Source organism: Arthrobacter sp. MOO21, assembly GCF_057369995.2.
The window spans coordinates 2,902,681-2,917,691 of the sequence record NZ_CM170671.2 but is presented as its reverse complement, the minus strand read 5'-3'; the positions used below and the strand labels follow the sequence as shown (position 1 = coordinate 2,917,691).

15 protein-coding genes, 1 tRNA gene and 1 pseudogene are annotated in these 15,011 nt (G+C 67.8%); 6 read left to right on the top strand and 11 right to left on the bottom strand.

Annotated elements, in window-relative coordinates; translation table 11 throughout:
- Positions 1–2: 2 nt before the first annotated feature.
- From AC2JAJ_RS13570 to AC2JAJ_RS13545, 6 genes are all read right to left on the bottom strand, one after another.
- The gene (locus tag AC2JAJ_RS13570; protein WP_486415479.1) at positions 3–1,100 is read right to left on the bottom strand and encodes a GNAT family N-acetyltransferase; all 1,098 of its coding nucleotides are present in this window, start codon (positions 1,098–1,100) and stop codon (positions 3–5) included.
- Positions 1,101–1,239: 139 nt separating this feature from the next.
- The gene (gene rplA / locus AC2JAJ_RS13565; RefSeq protein WP_461856115.1) at positions 1,240–1,947 is read right to left on the bottom strand and encodes a 50S ribosomal protein L1; all 708 of its coding nucleotides are present in this window, start codon (positions 1,945–1,947) and stop codon (positions 1,240–1,242) included.
- Positions 1,948–2,126: 179 nt separating this feature from the next.
- Entirely contained in the window at positions 2,127–2,558 is a 432-nt protein-coding gene (gene rplK, locus AC2JAJ_RS13560; protein WP_003803853.1) for a 50S ribosomal protein L11, read from the bottom strand.
- Positions 2,559–2,686: 128 nt separating this feature from the next.
- Positions 2,687–3,481, bottom strand: coding sequence for a transcription termination/antitermination protein NusG (gene nusG, locus AC2JAJ_RS13555; RefSeq protein WP_473696659.1), 795 nt, complete (start codon positions 3,479–3,481; stop codon positions 2,687–2,689).
- Positions 3,482–3,594: 113 nt separating this feature from the next.
- Positions 3,595–3,879, bottom strand: coding sequence for a preprotein translocase subunit SecE (gene secE / locus AC2JAJ_RS13550; RefSeq protein ID WP_221386453.1), 285 nt, complete (start codon positions 3,877–3,879; stop codon positions 3,595–3,597).
- Positions 3,880–3,962: 83 nt separating this feature from the next.
- Positions 3,963–4,035: transfer RNA gene (locus tag AC2JAJ_RS13545), tRNA-Trp, on the bottom strand.
- 275 nt (positions 4,036–4,310) lie between these two features.
- Between AC2JAJ_RS13545 and AC2JAJ_RS13540 the strand changes: the two genes are divergently transcribed.
- Positions 4,311–5,528: a pyridoxal phosphate-dependent aminotransferase gene (locus tag AC2JAJ_RS13540; RefSeq protein WP_221386452.1), complete on the top strand. Its 1,218-nt coding sequence runs from the start codon at positions 4,311–4,313 to the stop codon at positions 5,526–5,528.
- Between the two features lie 83 nt (positions 5,529–5,611).
- On the opposite strand, the gene AC2JAJ_RS13535 is transcribed toward AC2JAJ_RS13540, so the two are convergent.
- Positions 5,612–6,295, bottom strand: a complete 684-nt coding sequence (locus AC2JAJ_RS13535) for a LuxR C-terminal-related transcriptional regulator (RefSeq protein WP_486415480.1) — start codon at positions 6,293–6,295, stop codon at positions 5,612–5,614.
- Complete coding sequence (locus AC2JAJ_RS13530) at positions 6,292–7,635, bottom strand: ATP-binding protein (RefSeq protein ID WP_486415481.1); 1,344 nt, start codon at positions 7,633–7,635, stop codon at positions 6,292–6,294. The genes AC2JAJ_RS13535 and AC2JAJ_RS13530 overlap by 4 nt, the downstream gene beginning before the upstream one ends.
- Positions 7,636–7,759: 124 nt before the next feature.
- Here AC2JAJ_RS13530 and AC2JAJ_RS13525 point away from each other — a divergent pair, with 124 nt between their 5' ends.
- The 5 genes and pseudogenes from AC2JAJ_RS13525 to AC2JAJ_RS13505 all read left to right on the top strand — a co-directional run bounded on the left by AC2JAJ_RS13525 (position 7,760) and on the right by AC2JAJ_RS13505 (position 11,957).
- On the top strand, positions 7,760–9,445 hold the full coding sequence (locus tag AC2JAJ_RS13525) for a PspC domain-containing protein (protein ID WP_486415482.1): 1,686 nt from the start codon (positions 7,760–7,762) through the stop codon (positions 9,443–9,445).
- Between the two features lies 1 nt (position 9,446).
- Positions 9,447–9,701: a hypothetical protein gene (locus AC2JAJ_RS13520; RefSeq protein WP_221386448.1), complete on the top strand. Its 255-nt coding sequence runs from the start codon at positions 9,447–9,449 to the stop codon at positions 9,699–9,701.
- A gap of 3 nt (positions 9,702–9,704) precedes the next feature.
- Positions 9,705–9,959, top strand: coding sequence for a PspC domain-containing protein (locus tag AC2JAJ_RS13515; RefSeq protein ID WP_486415483.1), 255 nt, complete (start codon positions 9,705–9,707; stop codon positions 9,957–9,959).
- Between the two features lie 227 nt (positions 9,960–10,186).
- Positions 10,187–11,213, top strand: a pseudogene (locus AC2JAJ_RS13510) (ATP-dependent 6-phosphofructokinase).
- 27 nt (positions 11,214–11,240) lie between these two features.
- Positions 11,241–11,957 carry a GNAT family N-acetyltransferase gene (locus tag AC2JAJ_RS13505; protein ID WP_221386445.1) on the top strand — a complete coding sequence of 239 codons (717 nt, stop codon included), beginning with the start codon at positions 11,241–11,243 and terminating at the stop codon, positions 11,955–11,957.
- Here AC2JAJ_RS13505 and AC2JAJ_RS13500 read toward each other — a convergent pair.
- The 3 genes from AC2JAJ_RS13500 to ygfZ are packed head-to-tail and all read right to left on the bottom strand — an operon-like array spanning position 11,919 to position 15,001.
- Positions 11,919–13,499, bottom strand: a complete 1,581-nt coding sequence (locus AC2JAJ_RS13500) for a DHA2 family efflux MFS transporter permease subunit (protein WP_473697657.1) — start codon at positions 13,497–13,499, stop codon at positions 11,919–11,921. The genes AC2JAJ_RS13505 and AC2JAJ_RS13500 overlap by 39 nt on opposite strands.
- A complete protein-coding gene (locus tag AC2JAJ_RS13495; protein WP_221386443.1) occupies positions 13,500–13,919 on the bottom strand; it encodes an ankyrin repeat domain-containing protein in 420 nt (139 codons plus the stop codon).
- Positions 13,919–15,001: a CAF17-like 4Fe-4S cluster assembly/insertion protein YgfZ gene (ygfZ, locus tag AC2JAJ_RS13490; protein WP_221386442.1), complete on the bottom strand. Its 1,083-nt coding sequence runs from the start codon at positions 14,999–15,001 to the stop codon at positions 13,919–13,921. Before ygfZ ends, AC2JAJ_RS13495 begins: the two co-directional genes overlap by 1 nt.
- Positions 15,002–15,011 lie beyond the last annotated feature (10 nt).

Below are 15,011 nucleotides of genomic sequence, written 5' to 3'. Positions count from 1 at the left end.
CATCATCCCAGCCGTTTCTGCCACTCACCTTCATAGCCTGCGGGCTTGAATCCAAGGGCGGTATTTATCGCCAGCATATGCTGGTTTTCGCTGGCATTCCATGTCAATATCGAGCGCGCCAGCGGCCATCTTGCCTGTGCCGTTCGGAGGTTCCAGAGCTTGACCAGCAACCCGAGCCGGTGTCCCCGATGCGACCCGGTCACCAGGGTGTCCTGCTGCAGCACTGCCCCGGGAACCTCCGGCCGCCAATGAAGGACGGTGTAGGCCACCAGTTCGCCGGTGGCCCGGTGCCTCGCCGCCGCCACGAGGGCCTGCACCCCGCTGCGGGCGAGCATGTCCTCACCGCGGCGGACCCTGTCCGCGTCCCAGGCTTCGCCTTCCCAGTCCATCCCGGCGGTGGGCGCGTCGAGGCTCATCCGCGCGTTCAACCGGGCATAGTTGTCCACCAGGTCCGCCGGGCAGGCATCGGCCCACCCCACCAGTGCGTAGTCCCGGGCATGGTGGGCCGCTGCACTGGCCAGCTCGGCCAGCCGGTCCGGGGACACAGGCAGGGCCAGGCTGCTGGACGTCTCCACCTGTTCGAGCTCATAGCCGGCGGCAACGGCGAAGGCGGTGGAAGGTTCATCCGAGGGCAGGCTTCCCGCCCCGGACTTGGCCGGCAGCAACGCCCGGCCCCCGTCCATGGACGCGGCCGGGAGTTCGAAGTAGCCGTCCAGGGACGTGCGGTTGTTCCTGCGCGCCACGGACTCCGCGTGGCGCAGCAACTCCCGGCCCACGCCGCCCCTTCGGAAGGGCGGCGCCACCAGGACGCCGATCCCGGCGGTGGCCAGGTTCTCCCGGAGCGGCAGCGTCACCGAACACATCCCCGCCGCTTCCCCGCCAATCCGGCCTACGAAGAGGTGCCGTGCCTCGTAGTCCGTGCCGCGCCAGTGCTCCACTTCCTCGGCAAGGGTGTATCCACGCTCCAGGTTGCCCCACGTGTCCAGCTCATGGGCCTGCCGCATCGCCAGGCAGTCACGGAAGTCCCGGAACGACCCGCTTTCAGTCGCGGATGAAGGGACGACGACGGCGGAGATCACCAGGGCGTTCTGCTTCGTCATGGCCCCAGCCTAGCCAGCCGTGGGCTGCCGTCGGGGAGCGCGGGCAGGGAAATTGTCCGGGTTAACGCGGGAAGGGACCGCCGGCAGCAAGCCGGCGGTCCCTTCCTGTGCGCCCCGAAGGCGCGGAATGCTGTGAGGACTAGGCCTCGATGAGCACCTTGGTGACGTTGGGGTCGACAGAGATGCCGGGACCGAACGTGGTGGCAACGGTGGCCTTCTGGATGTAGCGGCCCTTGGCGGCGGAGGGCTTCAGGCGAAGAACCTCTTCCAGTGCTGCTGCGTAGTTCTCAGCAAGCTTGACGGCGTCGAAGGACACCTTGCCGATGATGAAGTGCAGGTTGGAGTGCTTGTCGACGCGGAAGTCGATCTTTCCACCCTTGATGTCGTTGACGGCCTTGGTGACATCGGGGGTCACGGTGCCCGTCTTCGGGTTCGGCATCAGGTTACGCGGACCGAGGACCTTACCGAGGCGGCCAACCTTGCCCATGAGGTCAGGGGTGGCAACGGCGGCGTCGAAGTCGGTCCAGCCGGCGGCGATCTTTTCGATCAGGTCGTCGGAACCAACGAAGTCGGCGCCGGCTGCGATTGCGGCCTCAGCCTTGTCACCCGTGGCGAAAACCAGGACGCGGGCGGTCTTACCGGTGCCGTGCGGCAGGTTGACGGTGCCGCGGACCATCTGGTCGGCCTTGCGGGGGTCGACGCCGAGGCGGAACGCGACCTCAACGGTGGCGTCGAACTTGGACGGGTTGGTGTCCTTGGCCAGCGTCACTGCCTCGAACGGTGCGTAGTGCTTCTCCGCGTCGATCTTGGCGGCTGCTGCCTCATATGCTTTGCTGCGCTTTGCCATGCTGCTTATTTCTCCTTGTGCAGTTGTGGTCTGCGGACCGCGCTGGGCCCTGCCACAGTCGGTGATCCGGTTTCGTTATCCGGCCCGGATGCCCGACATTTCAATTTTTGTGTTGCCGGTGTATCCGGCGGTGCCACCCGTCGTCGTCAAATGCCCGACGCTGGACAGCGGTAGGGGTATTAGCCCTCGACGGTGATGCCCATGGAGCGGGCGGTGCCGGCGATGATCTTCGCTGCGCCTTCGAGGCTGGTGGCGTTGAGGTCTTCCATCTTGGTGGAGGCGATCTCGTTGACCTGGGCCTGGGTCAGCTTGGCAACCTTGACGGTGTGCGGGGTGGCTGAACCCTTGGCAACGCCTGCAGCCTTCTTGATGAGCTCTGCAGCCGGCGGGGTCTTGGTGATGAACGTGAAGGAACGGTCCTCATAGACCGTGATTTCCACGGGGATGACGTTTCCGCGCTGGGCTTCCGTCGCAGCGTTGTACGCCTTGCAGAATTCCATGATGTTGACACCGTGCTGGCCAAGCGCAGGACCGATCGGCGGGGCCGGGTTGGCGGCACCTGCCTGGATCTGCAGCTTGATGAGGCCGGTGACCTTCTTCTTGGGAGCCAATGTAGGGTCCTTCTCTCAATAACGTCCTGGGGCACAGGAGCGTGCCTCAGGTTTTTGGCCACCATGGCAAGGCGGCCGGCCGTTCCGGTGCCGCTAAGCGGGCAGCACCGGGACGAATTCTAGGATTCTCAGATCTTGCTGACCTGGTTGAACGCGAGGGTGACGGGCGTCTCGCGCTCGAAGATGGAGACCAGCACCACGAGGGTCTGGGACTCGGGCTTGATCTCGGAGATCGTGGCCGGAAGGGTCTCGAAGGGGCCTTCCTTGACGATGACGGACTCGCCGACCTCGAAGTCCACGGACACGGGGGCCTGGTTCTGCTTGTTGACCGGCTTGCCCTTCTCGGCCTGCTCTTCCTCGAAGACAGGGGCGAGCATGGAGAAGACCTCGTCCAGGCGCAGCGGCACGGGGTTGTGGGCGTTGCCCACGAAGCCGGTGACACCGGGGGTGTGGCGGACGGCGCCCCAGGAGGCGTCGGTCAGGTCCATGCGGACCAGGACATAGCCGGGGATGCGGACGCGGTTGATCACCTTGCGCTGGGCGTTCTTGATCTCCACGACTTCTTCCATGGGCACCTGGATCTCGAAGATGTAATCTTCCATGTCCAGGGTCTGGATGCGGGTTTCAAGGTTGGCCTTCACGCGGTTTTCGTAACCGGCGTAGGAGTGGATGACGTACCAGTCACCTTCCTGCCGGCGCAGCTTGGCCTTGAATTCCTCAGCCGGATCTGCAGCCGCAGTGGCCGCGGCTGCTGCGAGGGCATCGGCGGGCTCTTCGTCGCCGTCGGCTTCTGCGGCGTCGGAGGCGGCGTCGTCGGATTCGGGCGCGGAGGACTCAACCTCGGACTCTTCACCGGCTTCTGCCGTGACGTCCTGGGACTCTTCCAGCCCAGTCTCGGTTACCTCGAGCTCCTGCTCAGACACTTGGTCTCCTGCTTCCTCATTGCCTAACATGCCTATTTAAATGGCTCAATTCCGCACACCGCGCCCCGTTCCGGATTCCCGGGCGGAACACGCGGCCTGCGGACCGCGCAGCCTTAGCTGTCCGTGGAGCCGGTACCGCCGAAGATCCAGCTGACAGCGGTTCCGAAACCTATGTCCAGCAGGCTGACGATGACCATCATGATGGCCACGAACACCAGCACCACGAGCGTGTAATTGACCAGTTCCTTGCGGGTGGGGGCAACGACCTTCTTCAGTTCGCCGATGATCTGGCGGACAAAGAGTGCAATGCGGGCGAAGAAGCTTGCCTTGGCTTCCTTCTTAGCTGGGCGGCCCTTGGAGCTGCTGGCAGCTGTTTCGGTCACCTGATCCTCGCTCATCCTTGCAATGGTGGATTACCCGGCCCTGATCAGAACCATGGTTGCTGCGCGTGCCTCCGGGCTTTCGCCCGGGGCACCTTGCGCAGGGCAGACAGGACTCGAACCTGCAACCTGCGGTTTTGGAGACCGCTGCGCTACCAATTGCGCCACTACCCTATGGAGTGAAACCCACGTTGGACGGCCTGCCACCAGTTTGCACTGGGGCGCACGCCATCATCCGTGTTTCAACACCGGTGAACCAGTCTACGCAAGAACTTCGCGTTCGTCGAACCAGCCCGTCCCGGACCTCCTGCGGCGCGGCCTGAGCTGTACTGCCCGGGCAGTCACAAATCAAAACCGTCACCCCGGAGGGTCCGGTGAACAGCATAGAGTAGAACTCGTCGAATCCCACATTCCAGCCTTCGGGCTGCAAAGCGAAGAACGGACCTGCCATGTCTGCCGCCCGCGTTTCCCAGCGCATTTCCGCAATTGCCGAATCCGCAACCCTTGCCGTTGATGCCAAGGCGAAGGCGCTGAAGGCTGCTGGCCGGCCGGTGATTGGATTCGGGGCGGGCGAACCGGACTTCCCCACCCCGGACTACATCGTCCAGGCGGCCATCGAGGCGGCATCGCAGCCCAAGTACCACCGCTACTCCCCTGCCGGCGGCCTGCCGGAACTGAAGAAGGCCATCGCCGAGAAGACGCTCCGGGACTCCGGTTACGCCGTCGACCCTTCCCAGGTGCTGGTGACAAACGGCGGCAAGCAGGCCGTCTACAACACCTTCGCCACCTTGGTGGACCCGGGCGACGAGGTCATCGTCCCCACCCCGTTCTGGACCACCTACCCGGAGGCGATCCGGCTGGCCGGCGGCGTTCCGGTGGAGGTTTTCGCTGGCCCCGAACAGGACTACCTGGTGACCGTTGAGCAGCTGGAGGCCGCCGTCACGGACAAGACCAAGATCCTGCTGTTCGTCTCACCCTCCAACCCCACCGGCGCGGTGTACTCGCCGGAGCAGGTGGCAGAGATCGGCAAGTGGGCTGCCGCCAAGGGCCTGTGGGTCGTCACCGACGAAATCTACGAGCACCTGACCTACGACGGCGTGCCCTTCACCTCCATCGCCACCGCCGCCCCGGAGCTCGGGGACAAGGTGGTCATCCTCAACGGCGTTGCCAAGACCTACGCCATGACCGGCTGGCGCGTGGGCTGGATGATCGGCCCCGCCGACGTCATCAAGGCGGCCACCAACCTGCAGTCGCACGCCACCTCCAACGTCTCCAACATCATGCAGATCGCCGCACTGGCCGCGGTCTCCGGCCCGCTGACTGCGGTCGACGAGATGAAGGTGGCCTTCGACCGCCGCCGCAAGGCCATCGTCGCCGGCCTGAACGCCATTGAAGGCGTGGAATGCCCGACGCCGAAGGGCGCCTTCTACGTGTACGCGGACGTCCGGGGGCTGCTGGGCAAGGAGTTCCCGACGGCGACCGGCACCGCCACGCCGCAGACCTCGGCTGAGCTGGCGGCCCTGATCCTGGATGAGGTTGAGGTGGCAGTGGTTCCCGGCGAGGCATTCGGTCCGTCCGGCTTCGTGCGCCTCTCCTACGCGCTGGGCGACGACGACCTGGCCACCGGCGTCCAGCGCCTGCAGGAGTTCCTGGGCAAGGCCCAGTAACACCCCCCCGCACCCGATGCTCTATCACTTTTGGGTCCTAAAGAGGCATTTTAGGAACCAAAAGTGATAGAGCATCTTTGGTTTTAGAGGAGGCGGCGCTCGGCGGCCCACTTGGTGAGTTCGTGCCGGCTGGAGAGCTGGAGCTTGCGCAGCACCGCGGATACGTGGGTTTCCACGGTCTTGATGCTGATGAAGAGTTCCTTGGCCACTTCCTTGTAGCTGTAGCCCCGTGCGATCAGCCGCATGACCTCAAGTTCGCGGGCGGAGAGCCTGTCCAGTTCGTCGTCGGCGATGTCCGCCGGGGCGGTGCCGAAGGCGTCCAGGACGAACCCTGCGAGCCGGGGCGAGAACACAGCGTCCCCGCCCGCCACCCGGAACACGGCATCGGTGATCTCGGCCCCGGAGATCGTCTTGGTGACGTACCCGCGGGCACCGGCACGGATTACGGCCACCACGTCCTCGGCCGCGTCCGAGACGCTCAGGGCCAGGAAGCGGGTGGTGGGCAGGAGTGCGGCGGAACCGGCGATGACTTCCCGTCCGCCGCCGCCGAGGCCGCCGGGCAGGTGCACGTCCAGGAGCACGACGTCGGGCCGCTGCTGGGCGATCACGGCGATGGCCTGCTCCACGGTCGCGGCTTCCCCCACCACCTGGATGCGGGCGTCGAGGTCGGCTTTGAGCCCGGACCGGAAGATTGCGTGGTCATCCACGATCACCACCCTTACCGGGTTGGCCGGCCGGCTGGTTCCTGTCCCCTGCGTCGTGCTCATGATTTCCCTTCCGCGCCCTGGGCCGCTGCCGCGGGCAGCCGCAGGCGCACCTCCGTGCCGTCGCCCGTGCTGAGGATCTCAGCGGAGCCGCCGTGCCTGTTCATCCTGCCAATAATCGATTCGCGGACGCCAAGCCTGTCCGCCGGGACGTCCGCAAGCTCAAAGCCCGGGCCGCGGTCCTTGATGAAGACCTCGGCCTGCCCGTCCGACGCCTCAAGGTAGACCGAAACGGTTCCGCCACCGTGCCGGGACGCGTTGAGCATGGCCTCCCGGCAGGCCTGGACGAGGGCCTCGCGGGCCTCCGTCATGGCGGCGTCCCCCACGCTGACCACCTCGACGGCGTTGCCGAGGAGGTCCTCCACCTCGGCGGCCACCGCCTTGATCCGGTCCGAAAGCTGGCCGGTTTCGCGTCCATGGTCCTGGAAGAGCCAGCCGCGGAGCTCGCGTTCCTGTGCGCGGGCCAGCCGGACGACGTCGTGCTCGTTGCCGGCCCGGCGCTGGATCAAGGCGAGGGTCTGCAGCACGGAATCGTGGAGGTGGGCGGCGATCTCGGCCCGTTCGGTCTCCCGGATCCGGCCCGCCCGTTCAGCTTCCAGGTCCCGCCAGAATTTCAGTGCCCACGGCAGCAGCACCAGGACCACCCCGCCGAGGACGGCCACCGAAGCCAGCAACGCCAGCCAGGTCTGCTCCCAGGAGCCCGAACCGGACACCATCACCAGGACCCCGGCCACCACCAGCGCCAGGCCTGCCGCCAGGCGGCCCCACCCGCCGGCCTGGTCAGCCTTGGTCTTGTCCACCAGCCCGGCCCGCCGCGTCTCGTCCAGCTGCATCCAGGCGATCGAAGCTCCGCCCAGGACGGCGGCGGCTGGTATCAGCGTGCCCAGGGAGACGTCCACGCCAAGCATCTGCGCAATCATGATGCCGGCGACGAGGAGCAGCCCGCACCCGAGCAGGATTTCCTTGCCGTACCGCACGCCCCCGGCGCGGAACCACGGGACCGTCCCCGCCTCCCCCGGCCCGGGCGCCACGGGCCCCGCGGCACCCGGCCCCATGCCGGCGTCGTGCGCTGTCCCGGGTCCGGCCACCTGGCTCACCGCCGGGGCAATCGGCGACGCCGGGCGGCGGGCACTGCGCCGCGCGGCCTCATCCGCGGTGGGCACCATGATCCACAGCCAGGCGTAGAACAGCAGGCCTGCACCGCCGGCGAGCGCGGCCAGGACCATGCCCAGGCGGACATTCCTGACCGGCCAGCCCAGGTGCAGTGCCAGGCCGGAGCATACGCCGGCGATGACGCGGTCGCTGCTCCGCGCCAGGGGCGGGCGCGCCGGGAGGGTTGTCATGGATCAATCCAAGCACGGATCAGGGTGCCCCGGACCGCATACGGGCGCCAATCCGGGGCAGCTCAGGGACCGTTCAGGGTTTCCCCCAGTAGAGCGAAGACGAGGGGGCGGGAAGGATCGAAGTATGAACTCGCAGACCCCCTCCCCCAACGACGACGGAACGTCCACCGGGCCGCTGCCCGGCCCGGACAACCAGCAGCCCACGGAGCCGCTGCCGTCTTCTGCCGCACCTTCGCCGGACCCTTCGACGGGTCCTTCCGAAGGCCGTCCCGCCGGCCCTGAGTCCCCAAGCCCCGGCCAGGAAAGCGCCGAACAGCCAGGCGCCGGGCAGCCTCCCGGCCAGGGCTACCCGTACCGGCCCATTCCTCCTGCCACGGCCGCCCCGACCGACTTCTACGGCTGGATCCGCGGGCACGGCATCTACCGCGGCAATGACCGCTGGATTGGCGGCGTGTCCAGCGGCGTCGCCCACCGGCTGGGCGTGGACCCGATCATCATCCGGGGCGTTTTCGTAGTGCTCACCGTCCTGGCCGGCATCGGCGTGCTGCTCTACGGCCTGGCGTGGGCCTTCCTCCCCGAACCGGACGGCAGGATCCATGTCCAGGAAGCCGGGGCCGGCCGCTGGTCCAGCGGCATGACTGGCTCCCTGATCGCCACGGTACTGGGACTCACCGGCCTCGGCGGCGGATTCTGGGGCTGGAACCGGAATGGCTTGGGCGGACTCCTGTGGACCGTCTTCTGGGTGGCCGGCGCCATCTTCCTGGTGTACTACCTCTCGCAGCGCAACAAGGGCCCGGCCCACGCGGCCGCCGGCCACGGCACGGCGACGACCGCCGGCGGAGTGTTCCCGGCCGAAAGCACACGTACCGAACGTCAGGGAACCGAACGCCCGGGAACGGAGCCCACCACAGCCTCCTTCGCGGGCACGGACACAAAGCCGGCAGGGACCTTCCCGGGTGCCCCTTCCTACGGAAGCAGCTATCCGGGCGGCGCGGGCGCGGCGCCACTTGGCGGCAGCGGGTACGGCGCGGGTTCCTCCGCGGTGGGCCCGGGCGTCGGCGCCCCGTTCGGCAGCCCCGGCGGCCCGGGCGGGGCAACCCCCGGCGGGCCCGGCGGCCCGGGCGGCGGCGCCCCGTTCGGCAGCAGCCCGGCACCCTGGGTCCCGCCCCAGCCCCACAAGCCGCGCCCGGCCGGCCCCGGCGCGCCCGCCGTCGCCATCGCTGCCGGCACAGCGCTGCTGGTGGGCGGCGGACTCAAGGCCCTGGACGCGGCCAACATCATCGACCTCGGCAGGTCCGGCAACGCCATCGTGTGGGCCAGCGCGGCAGCCGTCCTGGGTTTGGGCATCCTGATCTCCGGACTGCGCGGCAGGACCTCCGGTGTCCTGAGCCTCTTCGCCGTGATCGCCCTGGTCTCCGGCGGTGTGTCCAACGTGGTGGATGACGGCCGGATGCGGTTCACCGAGGTGGACTGGAGCCCCGCAAGCGTCGAGGAGGCCCGAAACGGCATCGACATCACCGCCGGGCGCGGAACTGTCGACCTCACGGGCGTCTCCCCCGGCACCCCGCTGACCTCCGACGTCGTGGTTCCCTTGGACATCACTGCCAGCAACGTGACGGTAGTGATCCCGGAGAACGTCCCCGTGGACATCAAAGCGGACATGACCATGGGGAACCTGAATGAAGCAAGCGGCCAGCGCGGCGGCACCACCACCCGCGAAAGCAGCTACAACACCGGCCAGCCAGGCAGCCACCTGGTGGTGCAGATCGACGGAACCTTCAGCAACGTCACCATCCAGGAAGGTAACTGACATGGACAACAGCAACATTCCGACGGCGGGCCAGGACCCTGCAGCACCGGCACCGGCCCGCGTGGGAACCATCGTGTGGGGGCTCATCGTGCTGGCGCTGGCGGCACTGATCATTGTGGCGCAGCTGGGCGTTATCTCGCTCAACGGCACCTACGTGCTGATCGGCCTCATGATCGGTGCGGGTGTGGCGCTGGTGGCCGGTGGACTGCTCTCAGCCCGCAAACGTGACAATGAACCAACTACAGGGAAGTCTTGAACCATGGATAAGTTCTTCAGTATCGTCAGGGGCTTTGGCCTGAAGCGCGGCCCGGAGCGATGGCTTGGCGGAGTCTGCGGCGGCATCGCCGCCAAGCTCAACGTCGACGTCGCGTTTGTCCGCATCGCCTTCCTGCTCTTCGCCCTGCTTCCCGGACCGGCCTTCGTTTTCTACGTCCTGGCCTGGGTGGTCCTTCCGGACCAGCGCAACGAAATCCCGCTGCAGACGTTCCTGGACCGCCGATCCCTCAACAGCTGAAAAGCCTGCCCTCCAGGACACCAGGCCCCGCTCCGTTGACTAGTTCACACGGGGCGGGGCCTTTTCCTGTCCCGCGCCTTTTGTCCCCCGCCGACACCTGCCGGGTCGTGATGCGCGGCACCGCAATGTAACCGGTTTGTGTCGTACCCCACACCCCGCACTACACTTCTAGGTGAGCTCAGCGTGGCGCTCTGCCTGTAAACCTTCTCTCCAGGATTTGAGCAAACATGAAAATTGGAATCCTCACCAGCGGTGGCGACTGCCCCGGACTGAACGCCGTCATCCGCGGTGCAGTACTCAAGGGCATTGCCATCCATGGCCACGAATTCGTCGGATTCCTCGACGGCTGGCGCGGCGTGGTGGAGGGCGACATCATCGACATCCCCCGCACCATGGTCCGCGGCATCGCCAAGCAGGGCGGCACCATCCTGGGCACCTCCCGCACCAACCCGTTCGAGAACGGCGGCGGACCCGAGGCCATCAAAGCCCACATGGACCGGCTGGGCATCGATGCCATCATCGCCATCGGCGGTGAGGGAACCCTCGCCGCCGCCAAGCGCCTGACCGACGCCGGGCTGAAGATCGTCGGCGTTCCCAAGACCGTGGACAACGACCTCGACGCCACCGACTACACCTTTGGCTTCGACACCGCCGTGCAGATCGCCACCGAAGCAATCGACCGGCTTCGGACCACCGGCGAATCGCACCACCGCTGCATGATCGCCGAAGTCATGGGCCTGGCACGTGGGGTGGATCGCGCTGCACGCCGGCATGGCCGCCGGCGCCCACGCCATCCTGATCCCCGAGCAGAAGGTCAGCATCGAGCAGATCACCGAATGGGTGAAGGAAGCCCACCACCGCGGCCGTGCGCCCCTGGTGGTCGTCGCCGAAGGCTTCGTCCCCGAGCACATGGAAAGCCCGCACTCCGAGCGCGGCCTGGACACCTTCGGCCGTCCGCGCTTGGGCGGCATCGCCGACCAGCTGGCGCCGGAACTGGAGGCCCGCACGGGCATCGAAACCCGGGCCACGATCCTCGGCCACATCCAGCGCGGCGGCGTCCCGTCAGCGTTCGACCGCGTCCTGGCCACCCGCCTGGGCATGGCCGCCATCGATTCCGTGGTGGAAGGCTACTGGGGCACCATGGTGGCGCTGAAGGGGACGGACATCGAACACGTGGCCTTCCAGGAGGCCCTGGGCCAGCTGAAGACCGTCCCGCAAAAGCGGTATGACGAAGCCGCGGTGCTGTTCGGCTAAGGAGGCCGCCCGCCCTAGGCTGGGACCATGACACTCGATCCCGGTTCCGCTGCCATCATCCAGCTGGCATGGGCGCGCCGGCTGGGCTTCGACGACGACGTGTTCGGTCCGGCACTGGTCTCCGGCGAGCGGATTGTGCGCGCTGACGAAACGGCCCGGACGGTGGAGTTCGTCCGGCTCTTCGGGACGTCGGCACTCGTGGCCCCGCAGGAGGTCATCGACGCCGCCGCGGACATTCCCGATGAACAGATGGCCCAGCACGTCACGCTGCTGACCCTGACCAGGTCCCGCGGCGGCCACGGGCTCGGAGCCGCCGCACTGTTCTTCGCCGACGACCTCCCGCTGCAGCAGCCCTCCGAAGAACTGACCGTTTCGCACGGCAACCCGGAGGCGATCGAACTGGAGGGCCGCTGCCCGCCCGATGACGTCAACGAAGTGGGCTTGTCGGACCTGGAAAACCGGTACACGATCGTCCATGAGGTGGATGGCCGGCGGGTTCCCCTGGCCTGCGGGGCGTACGGGGAGTGGGAGGGCCTGCTGGCCAACATGGGCGTCCTGGTGGATCCGGAGTGGCGGCGGCGCGGCCTGGGCTCCCTGGCAGCCTCGATCGCCGCCCACGAAGCCCTGGCGGCGGGCCTCACGCTGCAGTGGCGCGCCGACGTCAGCAACACCGGCTGCCTCGCACTGGCCCGGAAGCTGGGCCTGTCAGCCGGCGGAATCCAGACCAGCGTCCACCTTCGCTGACGCCGCGCCCTGGCCGGGAGCAGGCCAGCCCTGGATGGGCTGCGGTTTGGCGAAGAACAGGGCCACCGCCGCTCCCACCAGGATCACCCCGGCGGGCAGCAGGATGGACTGTCCCATCGCCGTCGAGAACCCGCCCTGCAGGACCTCCGGCAGGGTGCCGCCCATCGCCATCCCCTCGCCCGCGGATCCCCCCGGCCCGCCGGCGGGCAGCTCGGCCGCAAGACGGGACTGGATCAGCACGGCAATCGCTGCGCTGCCCAGTACCGCGCCGATCTGGCGGGTGGTGTTGTAGACGCCCGAGCCTGCACCCGCCTGGCGCGGCGGCAGGTTCCTGGTGGCCGTGGTGCTCAGCGGGGCCCAGATGCCGGCGTTGGCGAAGCCGAGGACGGCGCTGGGCAGCAGGAACAGCAGGATGGGGGTGTCCGGGCGCATGAGCGCCGAGTTCCAGAGCAGGGCCACGGCCATGAGCACCAGTCCGGTGGCGGTGATGTACTTCGGGTTGACCCGGTCCACGAGCTTGCCCACCACCGGTGCCAGCCCGCCGGAGATCAGTGCCATGGGCACCATCATCAGAGCGGACTGGGTGGGGGTGAGGCCGCGGACCAGCTGGTAGTAGAAGATCAGCGGCAGGCTGAAGGCGGTTACCGTGAAGCCCACCGTGGTGATGCCGATGTTGGCCAGCGAGAAGTTCCGGTCCCGGAACAGCCCCAGGGGCAGGAGCGGCTCACCCTTGTTGTACCGCTGCCACACCACGAAGACCGCCAGGACTGCGATGCCGGCGATGATCAGGCCCCACACGGTAATGGGCCCTGTGATGGTGCCCCAGTTGTAGGTCTCGCCCTCCTGGATGCCGAACACCAGCAGGAACAGGCCGGCGGCGCTCAGCAGGACGCCAGGGATGTCGAAGCGGTGCGGATGGGTGGCCAGGGCCGGCACGTTGCGCAGCGCCAGGATGAAGCCCACGACGCCGATGGGCACGTTGATGAAGAAGATCCACTCCCAGCCCAGGCCGTCAACCAGGACGCCGCCCAGGATGGGCCCCACAAGGGTGGCCATGCCGGCGGTGGCGCCCCAGACCGCCATGGCGGGCCCGCGGCGGTCGGGCGGGAAGATCCGGGTGATCACGGCCATGGTCTGGGGGGTCATGATGGCGGCGCCCAGCCCCTGCAGCACGCGTGCCGCGATCAGGACCGCCACGTTGCCGGACAGACCGCACCAGAGGGAAGCCAGCGTGAAGACCACCAGCCCGGCGAGGTACAGGCGTTTGGGTCCGAACCTGTCGCCCAGCCGCCCGGTGATGAGCAGCGGGACGGCATAGGCCAGCAAATAGGCGCTGGTCACCCAGATCACGGAGTTGATGTCGGCGTCCAGGCCCTCCATGATGCGGGGGTTTGCCACGGAAACGATGGTGGTGTCGATCAGGATCATGAAGAACCCGATCACCAGGGACCACAGGGCAGGCCAGGGCTTTGCTACGTTTTCCACTTGGTCATCCTTCAGTGGTTTGGGAGGTGCGCGGCTGGGCCCGGGAAGGGCTGGCAGCTAGCCCAGCAGGTCCAGGATCTCCGCGCGGGCGAACATCTGCGCGGCGGCACGGGCCGAGGGCGCACCGGCATCAGGATCGGCACCGGCGGCCAGCAGGACCCGGGCCACGTCCGCGTATCCCTTGAATGCCGCCCCGGCGAGCGGGGTCTGGCCCCGGTCGTTGGCGGTGTTTGCGTCGGCGCCGTGCCGCAGGAGCAGTTCAACGGTGCCGGCGTGGCCGTGGTAGGCGGCCAGCATCAGCAGTGAGTCGCCGGCGGCATTGGTCAGGGTGGCGGGAGCCCCGGCGCCGAGGTAGGCACCCAGCATCCCGTCGTTTCCTTCGCGGGCAGCCTCGAAGAGCGTGTGGGCCAGGGCGACGGCGTCGTCGTCGTGCTGTCCCCCAGCGCCCGCGCCGGCGGTACCGGTTTCTTCTGTCATCAGCGTGGCCCTTTCAGGAATCCGGTTTGCCGCCCCACAACCTGGCCGGCGTCCGGGGCAACGATGAGTTCCTGGGCGGCGGTGTACGGTTCGTCCCCGTCCAGGACCGTCAGTATTTCATCCGGGGCCACTGAGCGCTTTATGACCGCCAACGCAACGGGTCCCATCTCGTAATGCTGGGCCACCGACGTCACGGATCCCACCTTCCGCTCCCCGGCCATCACAGGGCTGCCCGGCTGCGGCAGCGTGTGCTGGGAACCGTCCAGCTGGAGGAAGACCAGGCGTCGCGGCGGGTGGCCCAGGTTGTGCACCCGGGCGATGGTTTCCTGGCCCTTGTAGCAGCCCTTGGCCAGGTGCACGGCGGTCCGGAGCAGGTCCAGTTCATGGGGAATGGTCTTGTCATCGGTTTCGGCCCCGATCCGGGGACGCCAGGCGGCAATGCGCAGTGCCTCGGCTGCGAGCACGCCCGCCAGCGCGCGTCCGGCGACGGCGTCCTCCAGCTTGTCCGCCGGGAGCAGGTATTCGAACCACGGCCGTTCCAGTCCCGGGTGGGACTCCTCGGGGACGGTGGCATAGGAGTATCCGCCGGCGCCCACGTGCGGCCACGGGTCCTGCCAGGCAAGGTAGCCAGACCAGTCAGGAACGGCCCGGGTGCTGCCCACCACGGCCCAGTCGGCGGAGACGTCGGCGATGTCCACCCGCAGCATGAACTTCATCCGGTTCAGGTATTCCGCCAGGGGTGCAGCCTCGGCGGCCTCGACGATCAGCCAGGTGGTCCCGCCGTCGTCAACGACACGGGCGTCAAAGTCGATGCGCCCCTGCACGCTCAGCAGCAGCAGTTCGCTGGACTCGCCCGGCTTCAGCGCGGCGACCTGCTGCGAAGACAGGGTGTTCAGCCAGCTGAGCCGGTCGGGCCCGGTGACGGTGACCACGCCCCGGTGGGAGAGGTCGACGACGGCGGTTCCGGCGGCGAGTGCGCGCTGCTCGCGCAGCGGCTCACCGTAGTGGGCGGCGACGCCGGCGTCCGGGCCTGCGGCCTCGACGGCGCCCGGACGCGACAAGAGAGGGCTGGGGGTAGTCATATGAAGTAGA